Annotated in this window: 10 protein-coding genes; 3 read left to right on the top strand and 7 right to left on the bottom strand. The window is 62.3% G+C overall.

The window, feature by feature from the left end; genetic code table 11:
* Window positions 1–255 precede the first annotated feature (255 nt).
* The 3 genes from AB6O04_RS10885 to AB6O04_RS10875 are packed head-to-tail and all read left to right on the top strand — an operon-like array spanning window position 256 to window position 7,951.
* The gene (locus AB6O04_RS10885) at window positions 256–1,329 is read left to right on the top strand and encodes an efflux RND transporter periplasmic adaptor subunit (protein ID WP_368563966.1); all 1,074 of its coding nucleotides are present in this window, start codon (window positions 256–258) and stop codon (window positions 1,327–1,329) included.
* Entirely contained in the window at window positions 1,326–4,844 is a 3,519-nt protein-coding gene (locus AB6O04_RS10880) for an efflux RND transporter permease subunit (protein WP_368563904.1), read from the top strand. The genes AB6O04_RS10885 and AB6O04_RS10880 overlap by 4 nt, the downstream gene beginning before the upstream one ends.
* Window positions 4,841–7,951 (top strand): efflux RND transporter permease subunit, encoded by a 3,111-nt coding sequence (locus AB6O04_RS10875; protein WP_368563903.1) that lies wholly within the window; start codon window positions 4,841–4,843, stop codon window positions 7,949–7,951. Before AB6O04_RS10880 ends, AB6O04_RS10875 begins: the two co-directional genes overlap by 4 nt.
* A 300-nt stretch (window positions 7,952–8,251) precedes the next feature.
* Here the strand turns inward: AB6O04_RS10875 and AB6O04_RS10870 are convergent, their stop codons facing one another.
* The 7 genes from AB6O04_RS10870 to AB6O04_RS10840 all read right to left on the bottom strand — a co-directional run bounded on the left by AB6O04_RS10870 (window position 8,252) and on the right by AB6O04_RS10840 (window position 14,994).
* Window positions 8,252–9,496 carry a TraB/GumN family protein gene (locus AB6O04_RS10870; RefSeq protein ID WP_368563902.1) on the bottom strand — a complete coding sequence of 415 codons (1,245 nt, stop codon included), beginning with the start codon at window positions 9,494–9,496 and terminating at the stop codon, window positions 8,252–8,254.
* A 108-nt stretch (window positions 9,497–9,604) separates the two neighbouring features.
* The gene (locus AB6O04_RS10865; protein ID WP_368563901.1) at window positions 9,605–10,141 is read right to left on the bottom strand and encodes an N-acetyltransferase family protein; all 537 of its coding nucleotides are present in this window, start codon (window positions 10,139–10,141) and stop codon (window positions 9,605–9,607) included.
* A gap of 11 nt (window positions 10,142–10,152) precedes the next feature.
* Window positions 10,153–11,037, bottom strand: coding sequence for a carbon-nitrogen hydrolase (locus tag AB6O04_RS10860; protein WP_368563899.1), 885 nt, complete (start codon window positions 11,035–11,037; stop codon window positions 10,153–10,155).
* Between the two features lie 89 nt (window positions 11,038–11,126).
* Window positions 11,127–12,434: an NTP/NDP exchange transporter gene (locus AB6O04_RS10855; protein ID WP_368563898.1), complete on the bottom strand. Its 1,308-nt coding sequence runs from the start codon at window positions 12,432–12,434 to the stop codon at window positions 11,127–11,129.
* Window positions 12,435–12,443: 9 nt separating this feature from the next.
* Window positions 12,444–13,412, bottom strand: a complete 969-nt coding sequence (locus AB6O04_RS10850; RefSeq protein ID WP_368563897.1) for an aldo/keto reductase — start codon at window positions 13,410–13,412, stop codon at window positions 12,444–12,446.
* A 171-nt stretch (window positions 13,413–13,583) separates the two neighbouring features.
* A complete protein-coding gene (locus AB6O04_RS10845) occupies window positions 13,584–14,615 on the bottom strand; it encodes an agmatine/peptidylarginine deiminase (RefSeq protein WP_368563896.1) in 1,032 nt (343 codons plus the stop codon).
* 49 nt (window positions 14,616–14,664) lie between these two features.
* Window positions 14,665–14,994, bottom strand: coding sequence for a hypothetical protein (locus tag AB6O04_RS10840; RefSeq protein WP_368563965.1), 330 nt, complete (start codon window positions 14,992–14,994; stop codon window positions 14,665–14,667).
* Between the last annotated feature and the right edge of the window lie 220 nt (window positions 14,995–15,214).

The raw sequence follows: 15,214 nt of genomic DNA, 5'->3' as shown, positions 1-15,214 counted from the left end.
CGGTCGGCCGGACGCCGATCATCGTTTTGTCGCCAAACGCAGGGACCATGGTGCAACCGGCAGCGCTCCTGCTGCATCTAATTTCAGATCCCCTCGACGCAAGTCACCATGACCTTCGGCGCATGAAAGTCACGGTTGGGTGATATACCTTCATACAACACCTAAACAACAACCACACGGTCCCGTCCCATGTCCCGACCAATCACACCATTCCGCCGCTTTCACCGTATCGCCTTGATTCCGTTGGTTTTCGGCGTGTTGGCGCTGGCGGCCTGCAAGGGCGGCGGCCCCACCCCGGAAGCCCAGGCCAAGAACGGCGAAGCCCCGAAGGGCCCGGATGCGGTGCCGGTGGAAGTGGTGAAGGCCGCCCATCGTCCTGTCGCGGCCAGCTACACAGGGACGGCGGCGCTGGATGCCCGTGGCGAATCGCAGGTGGTGGCCAAGACCTCGGGCGTCGCCTTGGCGGTCATGGTCGAGGAAGGGCAACTGGTCCGGGCGGGACAGCCGCTGGTGAGGCTGGACCCGGATCGCGCACGTCTGGCGGTCGCCCAGAGCGAAGCGCAGATGCGCAAGCTGGAGAACAACTACCACCGTGCGCAGCAATTGGTCGAGCAGCAGATGATCAGCGCCAACGACGTGGACCAGATCAAGTACGACCTGGAGAACGCCCGCGCGCAGTATCGTCTGGCATCGCTGGAGCTTTCCTACACGACGGTAGTAGCGCCGATCTCCGGCATCATCGCGTCGCGCTCGATCAAGACCGGCAATTTCGTGCAGATCAATACGCCGATCTTCCGCATCGTTGACAACTCGCGGTTGGAAGCCACGCTCAATGTCCCGGAACGCGAACTGTCCACTCTGAAGGGCGGGCAGCCGGTATCGCTGCAAGTTGACGCTATTCCAGGCAAGTCTTTTGAAGGCGTGGTGGATCGCATCGCGCCGGTGGTGGATTCCGGTAGCGGTACCTTCCGCGTGGTCTGCAGCTTCGCAGGCGGCGACGTGCTGCAGCCGGGCATGTTCGGCCGCATCAAGATCGACTACGACAAGCGCGCCGAAGCGCTGGTCGTGCCGCGCATTGCGTTGCTGGACGATGAAGGCGATCCGGCGGTATTCGCGGTGCGTGATGGCAAGGCCTCGCGTGCGCCGGTCAAGCTGGGTTACATGGATGGCGAGTGGATAGAGATACTCCAGGGCATCAACGTCGGCGATAGCGTGGTCACCGCCGGCAAGATCGCGCTGCGCGACGGCACGCCGGTGGAAGTGATCGGCAAGCCGGTCGCGAAAGCCACCGCCAAGGTGGAGGTTGAAGCTGCCGGTAAGCAGCAATGAGCGCGCACGATAACGATCCACCCGCCGGCATCGATCCGCTGGCGCCGCCTCCCGGTCTGACCGGCGGTGGACTGGTCGAGTTCTCCACGCGCCGCCGCGTCACCGTGGCGATGTTCTGGATCACGATGTTCCTGTTCGGATGCATCGCGCTGACCTCGCTGAAGGTCAATCTACTGCCCGACCTGAGCTATCCCACACTCACGGTCCGCACCGAGTACACCGGAGCGGCGCCGTCGGAGATCGAAACGCTGATCTCCGAGCCGGTGGAAGAAGCCGTTGGCGTGGTGAAGAACCTGCGCAAGCTGAAGTCGGTTTCGCGCACGGGCCAAAGCGACGTGGTGCTGGAGTTCGCCTGGGGCACGGACATGGACCAGGCCAGCCTGGAAGTCCGCGACAAGATGGAAATACTGCAGCTGCCGCTGGAAGCCAAAGCGCCGGTGTTGCTGCGCTTCAATCCGTCGACCGAACCGGTCATGCGTCTTGTGTTGTCGTCGAAGGCCGCGGGCAAGACCGATGCCGACTCCATCCGCCAGCTCACCGAGCTGCGCCGCTACGCCGACGACGACTTGAAAAAGAAACTGGAGCCGGTGGGAGGCGTTGCCGCCGTCAAGGTTGGCGGCGGTCTGGAGGACGAAATCCAGGTCGAACTCGACCAACAGAAACTGGCGCAGCTGAATCTGCCCATCGACACCGTCATCCAGCGCCTGCAGCAGGAAAACATCAACATTTCCGGCGGCCGCCTGGAGCAGGGCTCGCAGCGCTACCTGGTGCGGACCGTCAACCAGTTCGCTACCGTGACCGAAATCCGCGAGATGCTGGTCACCACGCAGAGCGCGGGCAATAACGCCGCTGCCAGCGCAGCCCAGCAGATGGCGGCCATCGCGGCTTCCACCGGCGATGCGGCTGCCATGGCGGCGGCGGCGTCCGTGCAGAGTGCATCTTCGTCCAGTTCCAGCGTGATCGCCGGTGGCGTGCCGGTGCGACTGAAGGACGTCGCCGAAGTGCGCCAAAGCTACAAGGAACGCGAGGCCATCATCCGCCTGGCCGGCAAGGAAGCGGTGGAACTGGCGATCTACAAGGAAGGCGACGCCAACACCGTCGCCACTGCCGATGCCATCAAGGCCAAGCTGGAGCAGATCAAAACGCAGATCCCCGCGGACGTGGAGCTGACAACGATTGAGGATCAATCGATCTTCATCAACCACGCCATCAGCGACGTGCAGAAGGACGCGGTGATCGGCGGCATGCTGGCGATCCTGATCATCTTCCTGTTCCTGCGCGACGGCTGGAGCACCTTCGTGGTCGCGCTATCGCTGCCCGCATCCATCGTGACCACGTTCTTCTTCATGGATCAGTTGGGACTGAGCTTGAACGTGATGTCGCTGGGCGGCCTGGCGCTCGCCACCGGCCTGGTGGTGGACGACTCGATTGTCGTGCTGGAAAGCATCGCCAAGGCACGCGAGCGCGGCCTGGGTATCTTGCAGGCGGCTATCACCGGTACCCGCGAGGTCAGCATGGCGGTCGTGGCATCGACCCTGACCACCATCGCGGTGTTCCTGCCGCTGGTCTTCGTGGAAGGCATCGCCGGACAGTTGTTCCGCGACCAGGCGTTGACGGTAGCCATCGCGATTGGTGTGTCGCTGGTAGTGGCGATGACGTTGATTCCGATGTTGAGCGCACTGAAGGGACGGCCACCGATGGCGTTCCCGGAAGAAGCGCCGCATCCGGCATGGCAGCCTCAATCGCGCTGGCAGAAGCCGGTGGCGATAACCGGCCATGGCGTCGGTGTCGCATCTCGTGGCGTGTTCTTCGGCATCGCCTGGCTGTTCGTGCGGATCTGGCGCGGTCTGGCGGCGGTGATCGGCCCGGTGATGCGCAAGGCCAGCGATCTGGCGATGGCGCCTTACCACTATGCGGAACGCGGCTACATGAAGCTGCTGCCGACCTCGTTGGGCAAACCCTGGCTGGTACTCGGTTTTGCAGCGGCGGCGTTCGCGCTGACCCTGGCGATCGTCCCGATGCTGGGCGCCGACCTGATTCCGCAGTTGGCCCAGGATCGTTTTGAAATGACGGTGAAGCTGCCGCCCGGCACGCCGTTGCGGGAAACCGACGGACTAGTGCGCGAGCTGCAGGAAAAACACGCCAAAGACGAGGGCATCCGCGCGCTGTATGGCGTCAGTGGCAGTGGCACGCGTCTGGACGCGAATCCCACCGAAAGCGGCGAAAACATCGGCAAGATCACCGTGGTGATGGCCGATGGCGGTAGCAAGGAGTTGGAGGCGGAAGAGACTGAGAAGCTGCGCGCCACGATGAAAGCGCATCCCGGCGCACAGGTCGATTTCCGCCGTCCCGAGCTCTTCAGTTTCTCCACGCCGCTGGAAATCGAACTGCGCGGCCAGGACCTGGAAACCATCCAGACTGCCGGACAGAAGATGGCGGCATTGCTGCGCAGCAATCCGCACTACGCGGACGTGAAGTCGACGGTGGAAGAGGGCTTTCCTGAAATCCAGATCCGTTTCGACCAGGATCGTGCCGGTGCGCTGGGGCTGACGACGCGCCAGATCGCCGACGTGGTGGTGAAGAAAGTGCGTGGCGATGTTGCCACTCGCTACAGCTTCCGCGATCGCAAGATCGATGTGCTGGTGCGTGCGCAGGAGTCCGATCGCGCTTCGGTCGAAAGCATCCGCAAGCTGATCGTCAACCCGGGCAGTTCGCGTCCGGTGACACTGGAATCCGTGGCGGAGGTCGTATCGACCACAGGACCAAGCGAAATCCACCGCGCGGATCAAGTGCGCGTGGCGATCGTGTCGGCCAACCTGCGCGACATCGACTTGGGCGCGGCCGTGCAGGAAGTGCGCGACATGGTGGCGGAAAATTCGCTAGGCGCTGGCATTGGCATGCACATCGGCGGGCAGGGCGAAGAACTGGCCGAATCGGTGAAGGCGTTGTTGTTCGCTTTCGGGCTGGCAATCTTCCTGGTCTACCTGGTAATGGCTTCGCAGTTCGAATCGCTGCTGCATCCGTTCGTCATCCTGTTCACCATCCCGCTGGCATTGGTCGGCGCTGTTCTGGCGCTGCTGCTGACGCGTTCGCCGGTGTCGGTGGTGGTGTTTATCGGCTTGATCCTGCTGGTTGGCCTGGTGGTGAAGAACGCCATCATCCTGATCGACAAGGTCAACCAATTGCGCGAAGCCGGTGTGGCCAAGCGCGAGGCGTTGATCGAAGGAGCGCGTTCGCGCTTGCGCCCGATCATCATGACGACGTTGTGCACGTTGTTCGGCTTCCTGCCGCTGGCGCTCGCGTTCGGCGAGGGCGCGGAGGTGCGTTCGCCGATGGCGATCACGGTGATCGGCGGATTGTTGGTGTCCACGCTGCTGACGCTGGTGGTAATCCCGGTGGTGTACGACCTGCTGGACAGGCGCTCGGACGAGTACTACGCCGAGCGTGGTCGCCTGAACAAGCGAAACGAGGAATCGCTCTCCGCAATGGGCAATGAAGGGCTGGATCACGCATGAGCGTCGCCGAACTGAGCATCAAGCGTCCCGTCAGCGCGATCATGCTGTTCGTATCGCTGTTCGTCGTTGGCATGATCGCCGCGGTTCGCCTACCGCTGGAAGCTTTCCCGGAAGTTTCGCCTCCTTTCATCTTCGTGTCGCTGCCCTATACGGGCTCGACACCGGAAGAGGTGGAACGCACGGTGTTGCGTCCAGTGGAGGAAACTCTTTCGACGATGTCCGGCATCAAGCGCATGGATGCCACCGCCAATGCCAATGGCGCGGAAATTTTCATACAGTTCTCGGATTGGGAGCGTGATGTCGCCATTGCCGCTTCGGAAGCGCGCGAGCGTATCGATGCCATCCGCGACGATCTGCCGGACGACTTGCAACGCTATCTGGTGCTGAAGTTCTCCACCACCGACCAGCCGGTGCTGCGTGTGCGTTTGGCCAGCGATGCCGACCTGACCGGCGCCTACGATATGATCAACCGCGAGTTCAAGCGGCGTATCGAGCGCATCCCGGGCGTGGCGCGCGTCGATATCTCAGGCGCACCGGCCAATGAGGTGGAGATCGCGATCGATCAGGACCGCCTCACCGCGCATAACCTGGGTCTCAACGACCTGACCACGCGTTTGCAGGCAATCAACTTCTCGGTATCCGCCGGCACCATCACCGATGGCGGACAACGCCTACGCGTGCAGCCGGTGGGCGAAATGACCGACCTGCAGCAACTGCGAGATCTGGTGATTGGTAGCAATGGCGTGCGTTTGTCGGATATCGCCGAGATTCGCCTGAAGCCGCAACGGATGGACTACGGCCGGCGCCTGGATGGGCGCAAGGCAGTGGGCCTGGATATCTTCAAGGAACGTAACGCCAATCTGGTGGATGTATCCAGTCGGGCGCTGAAGGAAGTGGAGGAGATCCGTAAGGAACCCTCGCTGAGCGACCTCCAGGTCAAGGTCATCGACAATCAGGGCGACAATGTCACCACATCGCTGATCGAATTGGCCGAGGCCGGCATGATCGGTTTGGTTTTGTCTATCGCGGTGCTGTTCTTCTTCCTGCGCCATTGGCCCTCCACGGCGATGGTCACGCTGGCGATTCCGATCTGTTTCGTGATGACGCTGGGTTTCATGTATTTCTTCGGCGTCACGCTCAACATTCTGTCGATGATGGGGCTGTTGCTGGCCATCGGCATGCTGGTGGACAACGCCGTGGTCGTGGTGGAAAGCATCTACCAGGAACGCGAGCGTATGCCGGACCAGCCGCGGCTGGCTTCGATCCTGGGTACCCGTCATGTGGCCATCGCGTTGTCCGCCGGTACCTTGTGCCACTGCATCGTGTTTGTGCCCAACCTGTTCGGCGAGCGCAACTTCCTGAGCATCTATCTGTCGCAGATCGCCATTACCATTTCGGTTTCGCTGTTGGCGTCATGGTTGGTGGCGATCAGCCTGATTCCGATGTTGTCGGCGCGCATGAAAACGCCACCCGCTGTCGGAAACCATACCGGCATCATTCCACGCATGCAGACACGCTATGCCCGCATGCTGCGCTGGACGTTGGATCACCGTGGCTGGAGCGTGCTGGGTATCTTGCTCATCATCGCGGTCAGCATCGTGCCGATGATGCTAACGAAGAAGAACATGTTCGGTGGTGATGACGGCACCGAAACCAATATCTTCTACCAGTGGAATGGTTCCTACAGCCTGGGCCAGGTTTCCGACGAAGTGCTGAAAGTCGAGCAATTCCTGGACGCCAACCGCAAACGCTTCAGTATCGAGCAGATCTATTCCTGGTATAGCGAGGGCGGCAACGCCGGTACCCGCGTCAAGTTCAACGTCAACGAAATCGACGACACCAAGAAGATCGTCGAAGAGATTCGCAAGGCGTTGCCCAAGTCCGCGCGCGCCACCATTGGCATAGGCGATGGCGGCGGTGGTCCGGGCGGTGGAGGACAACCGGGCGAGAAGGTGCAGGTGCAACTGGTCGGCGATTCCACGGAAACACTGGCGGAGATCGCGCGTGAGATCGTGCCGATGCTGGGCAAGCGCAAGGAACTGCGTGATGTGCGTGTGGACGCGGGCGATCAGAACAGTGAGCTGTCGGTGCGGGTCGACCGCGAACGCGCGGCGTCGTTCGGCTTCAGCGCTCAGCAAGTGGCGGAGTTCGTCGGCGTGGCACTGCGTGGCGCGCCTTTGCGCGAATTCCGGCGCGGCGAGAACGAAGTGCCGGTGTGGGTGCGTTTTTCCGGCGCTGAGAGCTATGGCATCGAAGACCTGGACGCGTTCATGGTGCGGGCCGCGGATGGACGCACCGTGCCGTTGCTCAGCATGGTGGACGTGAACGTGAGCCCGGCCTCGACGCAGATTCAGCGCACCAATCGCCAGACGACGCTGACCGTGCAGGCCAATCTGGGCGACAAGGTCACCGTGCCCGAAGCGCGCAAGGCGATGGAGGAGGCGCTGAAGGGTGCGGTCTTCCCGGCGGGCTACAGCTATTCCTTCGACGGCGGCGCATTCCAGGAAGAGGATGAGGCCGGCGCGCAGATGATGACCAACCTGGTGATCGCGTTGTTGTTGATCTACATCGTGATGGCGGCGGTGTTCGAATCGCTGCTGTTCCCGGCAGCAATCATGAGTGGCGTGCTGTTCTCGGTGTTCGGTGTGTTCTGGTTGTTCTGGTTGACCGGCACCGAGTTCAACATCATGGCGTTCATCGGCATTTTGGTGCTAATGGGCGTGGTGGTGAACAACGGCATCGTGATGATCGAGCACATCAACAATCTACGCCGACGCGGAAAATCGCGGACGGACGCTTTGGTCGAGGGCAGCCGGGAGCGGCTGCGTCCCATCCTGATGACCATGGGCACCGCGATCCTGGCGATGATCCCGATTGCGTGGGGAAATACCCAGATGGGTGGCGATGGCCCGCCGTACTACCCGATGGCGCGTGCGATCGCCGGCGGCCTGGCGTTCTCTACGGTGGTCAGTCTGCTGTTCCTGCCGACCATCTACGCGATCCTCGATGATCTGCGTACCGGCACCGTGCGGCTGATCAAGCGTGCCCGCACCCGCAAGGGTAGCGGCGCGCCTGCCGCGGCCGTCGCGGCGATTCATACGGAATGATTGGCAGGCACTCGGAAGCCAGAAGCTTTTTGACACGGATTAACGCAGAAACAAACTGATAAAGCGTTTGAACGCTTTCATCGGTGTTGGTCTGCGTTGATCCGTGTCTAAAGCTTAAGAAGGCGCGGTCGCGATACACGTCGCTGTTACAGGGAAGCGCGAAGTTGGGGGTCAGCCGATGAGCTGCTAGACACGGTTAACGCAGAAACAAGCGGATAGAGCCTTTGAACGCTTTTCATCCGTGTTTATCTGCGTTGATCCGTGTCTAAGGCTTTGAGAAGTACGGTCGCGAAATCGGGATCAGCCGATGATCTTGCCGAGCATCCGCAAACCGCCGGTCCACACACCGATGGCGGTGCCCAGGCTGGTCAGGAAGAAGTTCAGCAAGATGCGTGCTACCCGGTTCCTCCACCAGCCGCGCAGCGTCTGCACGTCGTCGCGCAGCGCCAGGAAGTCGGCGTAGGTGGGTTTACGCAAGGTCGCTTCCACCAGGGCGCTGACGGTACCCGATGCCAATGCCGGATGCAGCGGTGTCAGCGGTGATGAAATAAACGCCGCGAGGATACTCAGCGGGTGACCGCCGGCAATGGCGCAACCGAGTGCGCCCAACAGCCCGGTCGCCAATACCCATTGCACGATCAGGTCTGAACCGACATCCACGCCGCCTTGCCAAAAACCCCAGGCAAAGCCGCCGAGCACGAATGCGGCCAGTACGACGGTGAACCAGGGGAATCCGCTCTTCTGGTGAACATGTTCCAGCTCCGCCAGGAGGTCGGCCGGTGGCGCACTGTCTTCGCGCAGATGTTTGGCTAGCCCGGGCAAATGGCCGGCGCCGACCACGGCTAGAACTTCATAGGGCCGATCATCGTCGTGTCGTGGTTTCTCCTGCGCTACCTGGCGCAGGCGCGACGCCATGTAGCGGTCGCGTTCGGCAATGATGGTGTTGTAGAGCACCGGGTTGTCCGCCGCAAATTCGCCAAAGCTGGATTCCAGCATGTCGCCTTGCTTGAGCTTTTCGATCTCTTCGTCGCCCACTTCCTCGTCGACGAACATCGCCGCCATGATGCCGGCACTGATCTTGGCGCGGCCCCACCAGCTCAGGCGGTGCAGGGCGCGCTTGAAGGTAAGGCCGACTTCGCGGTCGATCAGATGCAGCGGCAGTCCACGTTCTTTCGCGTCGAGCGCGCCGGCCTTCAACTCCGCGCCGGGTTCCACATCCAGCTGTTCGGCCAGCCGCCGCTGATACGCGGCCAAAGCCAGGTTGGCTGCGAACAGATGGGTTTTCCCTTCGCGCAGTACCTTAATCAGATCCAGCTTGGCGAGTGCGTCCGGATCGGTCAGCGACTGCAGGCGCCCCGCGTCCAGTTCGATCGCCACGCTGTCGTACTCGCCGCTGGCAATGGACGCGCGCACGGCGTCCACGCTGCTGCGGGAGACGTGAGCGGTGCCCAGCAGGGTGAAGCGCACGCCGTCGCGTTCGACGACCTGCCATGGCTGGCCTTCGAGCGAATGCGGCGTAGTGGGCTGGGGAGAGGAGTCGTTCATTCGTTCAAGCCTGGAAACGTCGTGGGGTATGGAGGCGGCGTCGGCCACCATCGGAAGATTGGATAGCGGGAAAATGAGAGAGGGAAATTGGCTTCAGGCGAAAGCAGATCAACAGTCTTCGCCAGCGGGAGCATCCCGATCGCCCGAGCCCAGCGGCCGCTGCATCTGCACAGTATCGAGCCATCGGCCATGCTTGCGGCCCAATCCCTGGAATATGCCGACCGTGCGGAAGCCCAAACGCTCGTGCAACGCCACAGAGGCACCATTGCCCGGTTCGCCGATCACCGCCACCATCTGCCGAAAACCCTGGGCCTCGCAAAGATCGATCAGTTTTGCCAGCAAGGCTTTGCCGATACCGCGGCCATGGAATTCAGGGCGCAGGTACACGGTGTCTTCCACTGTCCAGCGATACCCGATACGTCCGCGGTAGCTGCTGGCGTAGGCGTAGCCGGCGAAAGCGCCATCCAGTTCCGCGACCACATACGGATAACCGGCGCCTTGGATGTCGCGCATGCGGCGAGCCATTTCCTGTTCGTTGGGTGCGTCGTATTCGTAGGTGGCGACGCGTTCGCGCACTTCGTCGGCGTATAGCGCGGTAATGGCGGAGACGTCGGCGGCGGTGGCGTCGCGGATCAGCAGGCTCAAGTGATGGACTCTCAGTCGATGTAGCGCTTCAACAGATCGCCGTATGCGTCGATGCGGCGGTCGCGCAGGAACGGCCAAATGCGGCGCACATGCTCGCTGCGTGCCAGATCGATTTCCGCGCTGAGGATTTCCGGCTCGCCGCCAGCTTCGGCCACGAACTCGCCTTGCGGTCCCAATACATGGCTATTGCCCCAGAACTGGATGCCGGAAGCGCCCAATGGGGAGGCTTCATGGCCGACGCGATTGCAGCTGAGCACAGGCAGCCCATTGGCGACGGCGTGGCCCCGGTGGCTGAGGATCCATGCGTCGCGCTGGCGGTTCTTTTCGTCCTGCGCGTCATCCGGATCCCAGCCGATCGCGGTGGGGTAGAGCAGCAGCTCCGCTCCGGCCAGCGCCATCAGCCGTGCCGCTTCCGGATACCACTGATCCCAGCAGACCAGCACACCCAGGCGGCCAACCGAAGTATCGATAGGCGTGAAGCCGATGTCGCCCGGCGTGAAGTAGAACTTTTCGTAGAAGCCCGGATCGTCGGGAATGTGCATCTTGCGGTACTTGCCGGCAATGCTGCCGTCTTTTTCGAAGACCACGGCGGTGTTGTGGTACAGCCCGGCAGCACGGCGCTCGAACAACGAGCTGACCAGTACCACGCCATGCTGTTTGGCCAGCTTGCCGAGACGTTCGGTGCTGGGGCCGGGAATAGGCTCCGCCAGGTCGAATTCGCACACGGCTTCGTGCTGGCAGAAATAAGGACCGTTGTGCAATTCCTGCAGCAACACCAACTGTGCGCCGCGCTTGGCAGCTTCGGCCACGCGGGTTTCGATGACGCTGAGGTTGGCGTCGGCGTCACCGTGGTTTTTTTCCTGGATCAGGGCAACGGGCAGAGTCGTGCGGCGCATGGCGAAGGGGAGATTCGGGGAGCCCGAATGGTACCGCGGATAGCTTGGCGCAGGCTTCCCGGGGCGTGAACAGGGGGGTAAACGCCGGGTTACGACGAGGTAGCGGCGGCCTCCTTTTCACGCTGCCGCCGCCCCAATACGCTGCCCGTGCAAGCCCATGCCAGCGCTATGCCCGCACCGATCAGCATCGCCACCGCCGGTTGTTCGGCGACCAGGTCCAAACCGCGCTTGACCCACGCGCTGATCGCATCGCCGCCGCGATAAACCACCGTATCGATGAAGTTCTTGGCCTTGTACTTGGCTTCGGGCGCGACGACCGTGTAGAGCATTTCGCGCCCTGGCCGGACGAATGCGTATTCGCCGGCGCGCCGCACCACCATTACCACCACGAACACCGCGAAGGTGGGTGCCAGCGCCAGCCACACGAAGCCCACTGCCATCACCAATGGCACCGCCACCAGCAGCACGCCCACGCCCAGGCGCTGCGCGATGCGTCCGGTGATGAACAGTTGGCTGAGAATGGCCAATGCCTGCACCACGGTGTCGATCAAGCCGAATACCTGCGTCTGCCGCGCCTTGTCCGGAAACAGCGCGTCGACCAGCCGGGCTTGCTCGAAGTACAAGAAGGTGGTCACGGTGGCCAACAGCACCACGAACACCGCTATGCACAAAAGGTAGGGTGAACGGAACACATTGATGGCGCCGGCGAAGGGATTGCCTCCTAGCGGCTGACGGCGCTGTTCCGCGGTGCTCGTGCCAGCGGGCAGCGGATGGCGGTCGCGCCACCGGTGCACCCAGGTGGCGGTCGTCGCACTGGCGGTGATCAGCAGCGCGGATACGATCATCAGGCCGCCGTGTCCCAGCGGTTGGACCAGCAGCGCTGTCAGCAACGGGCCGATCAATCCGCCCAGACTGGCACCGCCCGCTATCAGCGCGAACAGACGCTTTGCTTCGGTACTGGCGAACACATCCGCCAGCACGCTCCAGGCCAGCGATATCATCAGCAGATTGATGACCGATACCCAGATGTAGAACGCTCGCGCAGTCCACACTTGGTCCGGCTGCCACAGCATCGCCAAGCCGAACCCGAGCAGGCTGGCGACCACGAAGCCGAACACCCACGGCACGATTCGCCGCCTCGACACCTTCGACACCAGCCAGCCGAATGGTGGCAGTACCAGCAGCGTCGCGATGAACGTGCCAGTGAACAACCACTGCAGATTGTCGACGCCGCCGGCCACGCCCATGGTTTCGCGTATCGGCCGCAGCATGAAGTAGCCGGTGAACAGCAGGAAGAACATCGCCAAGCCAGCCAGCACCGCTGGCGCTTCGCGCGGTTCGACGTCGAACAATCGCGCGATACCGCGCAGCAGCGGGTGGGTGCGGCGTTCGCTCATTGGCTCAAGTCAGCCCAATGCCGCGATCAGCGCCTGCCGTTGTTCCTCTGTCAGGTCCGGTCCAACGCCTGCCATCAGATTGTCGCTTTGCCGGTCCGGCTTGCCGGTCGCGGGGATCACCACCGTCACTGCCGGATGACTGAGCGCAAATTTGAGGAAAGCCTGCGCCCAGGAGCCGACGCCGGCACTGGCCACGGCTGCGGGCAATGGCTTGTCTTTGACTTGGGCGAACAGCTTGCCGTCCTCGAAGGCGCGATTGATCATCACCGCGACACCGCGATCCTGCGCCAGCGGCAACAGTCGCTTCTCCGCGCCGCGTGATACGACCGAATAGTTGATCTGCACGAAGTCCAGTTTTTCGGCTTGCATCACACCGACCAGTTCTTCGTGCGCGCGTTCCTGATAATGGGTGACGCCGACATAACGTACCCGGCCCTGCGCTTTCAGTTCGCGTGCCAACGCCAGTTGTGTCTTCAGGTCGCCCAGGTTGTGGACCTGCAACAGTTCCACTTTGTCGGTCTTCAGCCGGCGCAGGCTGTCTTCGAATTGCGCCATGCCCTCATCACGTCCATTGACGCCGGAGAGCTTGGTCGCCAGCCACGCCTTTTCGGTCAGCTTCTGCTCGGCCAGTAGTGGCCCCAGAACGTCCTCGGCGGTGCCATAAGTCGGTGCGGTGTCGATGACAGTGGCGCCCGCAGCGAAGAAACGTTTCAGCACCTCGCGTAACGGGTCTCGCTCGTCCTTGGAATCGCCAACCTCAAAACTGCCGGAGGTGCCCATGCCGATCACTGGAATTCGTTCGCCGGAGCTGGGAATGGCGCGAGTATTCAGCGGTCCAGGCAGAGGCTTCGCCGGTTTCGCGGCAGTGATTTGTCCTCCGCCATCGGCCTGCGCTTGAGCGGAATCTCGGCAGGCGGCGAGGGTGACGCCTGCGGCGGCGAGGGCACTCGAGGTCAAGAACGTGCGGCGTGTGTACACGGCAGTCTCCAGAGGCGGCGGGACTGTCGGTTATCGGCTATTTGGTGGTGAGAGTGTGTGAATGAAGCGTTTGTTCCGCCCCCAACTAAAGTCATGGTGAGGGGAGCTGTAAAGTCCCGCCGGCCAGTCCGGGGCGTCAGCCGCACCCGGTAGCTGCAAGCTGGCGCCGTTCTACGGCACCAGGCCCTTCGGCAACTGCATGGTGATGCAGTGCAGACTGCCGTTCTGCCAGATCAACGAGCGGCAGGGCACTTGAACGATTTCGCGGCCAGGGTAGGCCGCCGCCAATACCTCAGCGGCTTTGCCGTCCGCCTCATCCCCGTAAGCGGGCATCAGTACCGCGCCGTTGATGATCAGGAAATTGGCGTAGGAAGCAGCAAGGCGCCGACCTTCGTCCAGCACTGGCTTGGCCCACGGCAGCGGGAACAAGCGGTACGGTTCGCCCTCACGTGTGCGTAGCGCGGCGATCTCCTCGGCCATGGCTCGCAATTCGTCGTAATGGGAATCCGTAGAGTCGTCGCAGGCTTGGAACACGATGGCGTTATCCGGTGCGAACCTCGCCAGGGTATCGATGTGGGCGTCGGTATCGTCGCCTTCCAGGTAGCCGTGATCCAACCAGAGCACTCGGTCTTGATGCAGCCATCCGCCGAGCTGTGAGGTGATCTGTTCGCGGGGGACGTCGGGGTGGCGTTCGTGCAGGCAGCGCCAAGTGGTCAGCAGCGTGCCATCACCATCGGTTTCAATAGCACCACCTTCCAGCGCAAAGTTAATGCTTTGCACGAAGTAGTTGTGGAACAGCTGCATACCCGACAGCTCGCCGACCAATTGGTCGTCCCGGCTGGCTTCGAACTTGCCGCCCCAACCGGTGAAGCGGAAATCCAACAGTTTGAAATGGTCGTTTTCGCGCAGGGTGATCGGGCCTGTGTCGCGCAGCCAGGTGTCGTCGTACTCGGCGGTAACGAAGCGCACCCGTGTCATATCCACCCGGGCCGAACGCAGACGGGCTTCCGCATAGGTCTGCAGGTCGTCATCCGCAACGCAGATCACCACGTCCTGGAAGCGGGTAATGGCCGCCACCAGTGCAACGTAGGTGTCTTCGACCGCGCCGAGACGTTCGGACCAGTCGGTGTCGGCGTGCGGCCATGCGATCAGGATGGCGGACTGGGGTTCCCATTCCGCAGGAAAGCGAAAAACGTCGGTCATTCAGTGGAGTCCATGCGGTTGGCGCACGCGCTCCCAGGAGCGGCGTGCATCATCTTATCGGCGGTTTGGGCCCGATTTCCTCGGGCCCGGCCTGGTTGGCGACCACGTCGATGACGCGGTTCTTTTCGAAGTAGACGGTGTAAGCAGGGTAAACCCAACGGTGGATCGTCGGCCATTGGCGTTTCTGTCCACCACGGGGCTCGAGCTTCTGTTGGGGAGCGCCGAAACGTGCTTCGACCTGTTGCGCGGTCTGGCCGCGGACGGGGATGACTTCGGCGGGTTTTTCCTGGGCGCGCTCGATGAGCAGGGTATCGGCGGCGGCTGTGCCGGTCAGGCCCAGCAAGAGGATCAATGGAAGAGCTAATGCACGACGATTCATAAAGGTGGTTCCCCAGAAGACCCGCTCTTTATAACAAAAGCCTTTCAACAAAAAACCGCCGCGCGGCAATGTATTGCGGCAATCGTGACGGCGGGCGCGTCGCTACGTGTCCGGAGACCCGGACCCCCGCTGTACGGGCAAAGAAAAACCGCCCGGAGGCGGTCTTTCTGCAGCCTGCAGTGGCGTACCGTTCAGCGCAATGGCGCTTTGGGGCTTGCCG

The sequence above is a fragment of the Pseudoxanthomonas sp. UTMC 1351 genome, from assembly GCF_040948865.1.
GTDB lineage: Bacteria > Pseudomonadota > Gammaproteobacteria > Xanthomonadales > Xanthomonadaceae > Pseudoxanthomonas_A.
Note: the sequence above shows the minus strand (reverse complement) of the source record. Positions and strands in the feature narration are given on the sequence as shown.

Coding starts and splice junctions, on each gene's coding strand:
- AB6O04_RS10855 (WP_368563898.1), bottom strand. CDS start 12,434: ATGAGCGAACGCCGCACCCACCCGCTGCTGCGCGGTATCGCGCGATTG.
- AB6O04_RS10845 (WP_368563896.1), bottom strand. CDS start 14,615: ATGACCGACGTTTTTCGCTTTCCTGCGGAATGGGAACCCCAGTCCGCC.
- AB6O04_RS10860 (WP_368563899.1), bottom strand. CDS start 11,037: ATGCGCCGCACGACTCTGCCCGTTGCCCTGATCCAGGAAAAAAACCAC.
- AB6O04_RS10870 (WP_368563902.1), bottom strand. CDS start 9,496: ATGAACGACTCCTCTCCCCAGCCCACTACGCCGCATTCGCTCGAAGGC.
- AB6O04_RS10840 (WP_368563965.1), bottom strand. CDS start 14,994: ATGAATCGTCGTGCATTAGCTCTTCCATTGATCCTCTTGCTGGGCCTG.
- AB6O04_RS10880 (WP_368563904.1), top strand. CDS start 1,326: ATGAGCGCGCACGATAACGATCCACCCGCCGGCATCGATCCGCTGGCG.
- AB6O04_RS10875 (WP_368563903.1), top strand. CDS start 4,841: ATGAGCGTCGCCGAACTGAGCATCAAGCGTCCCGTCAGCGCGATCATG.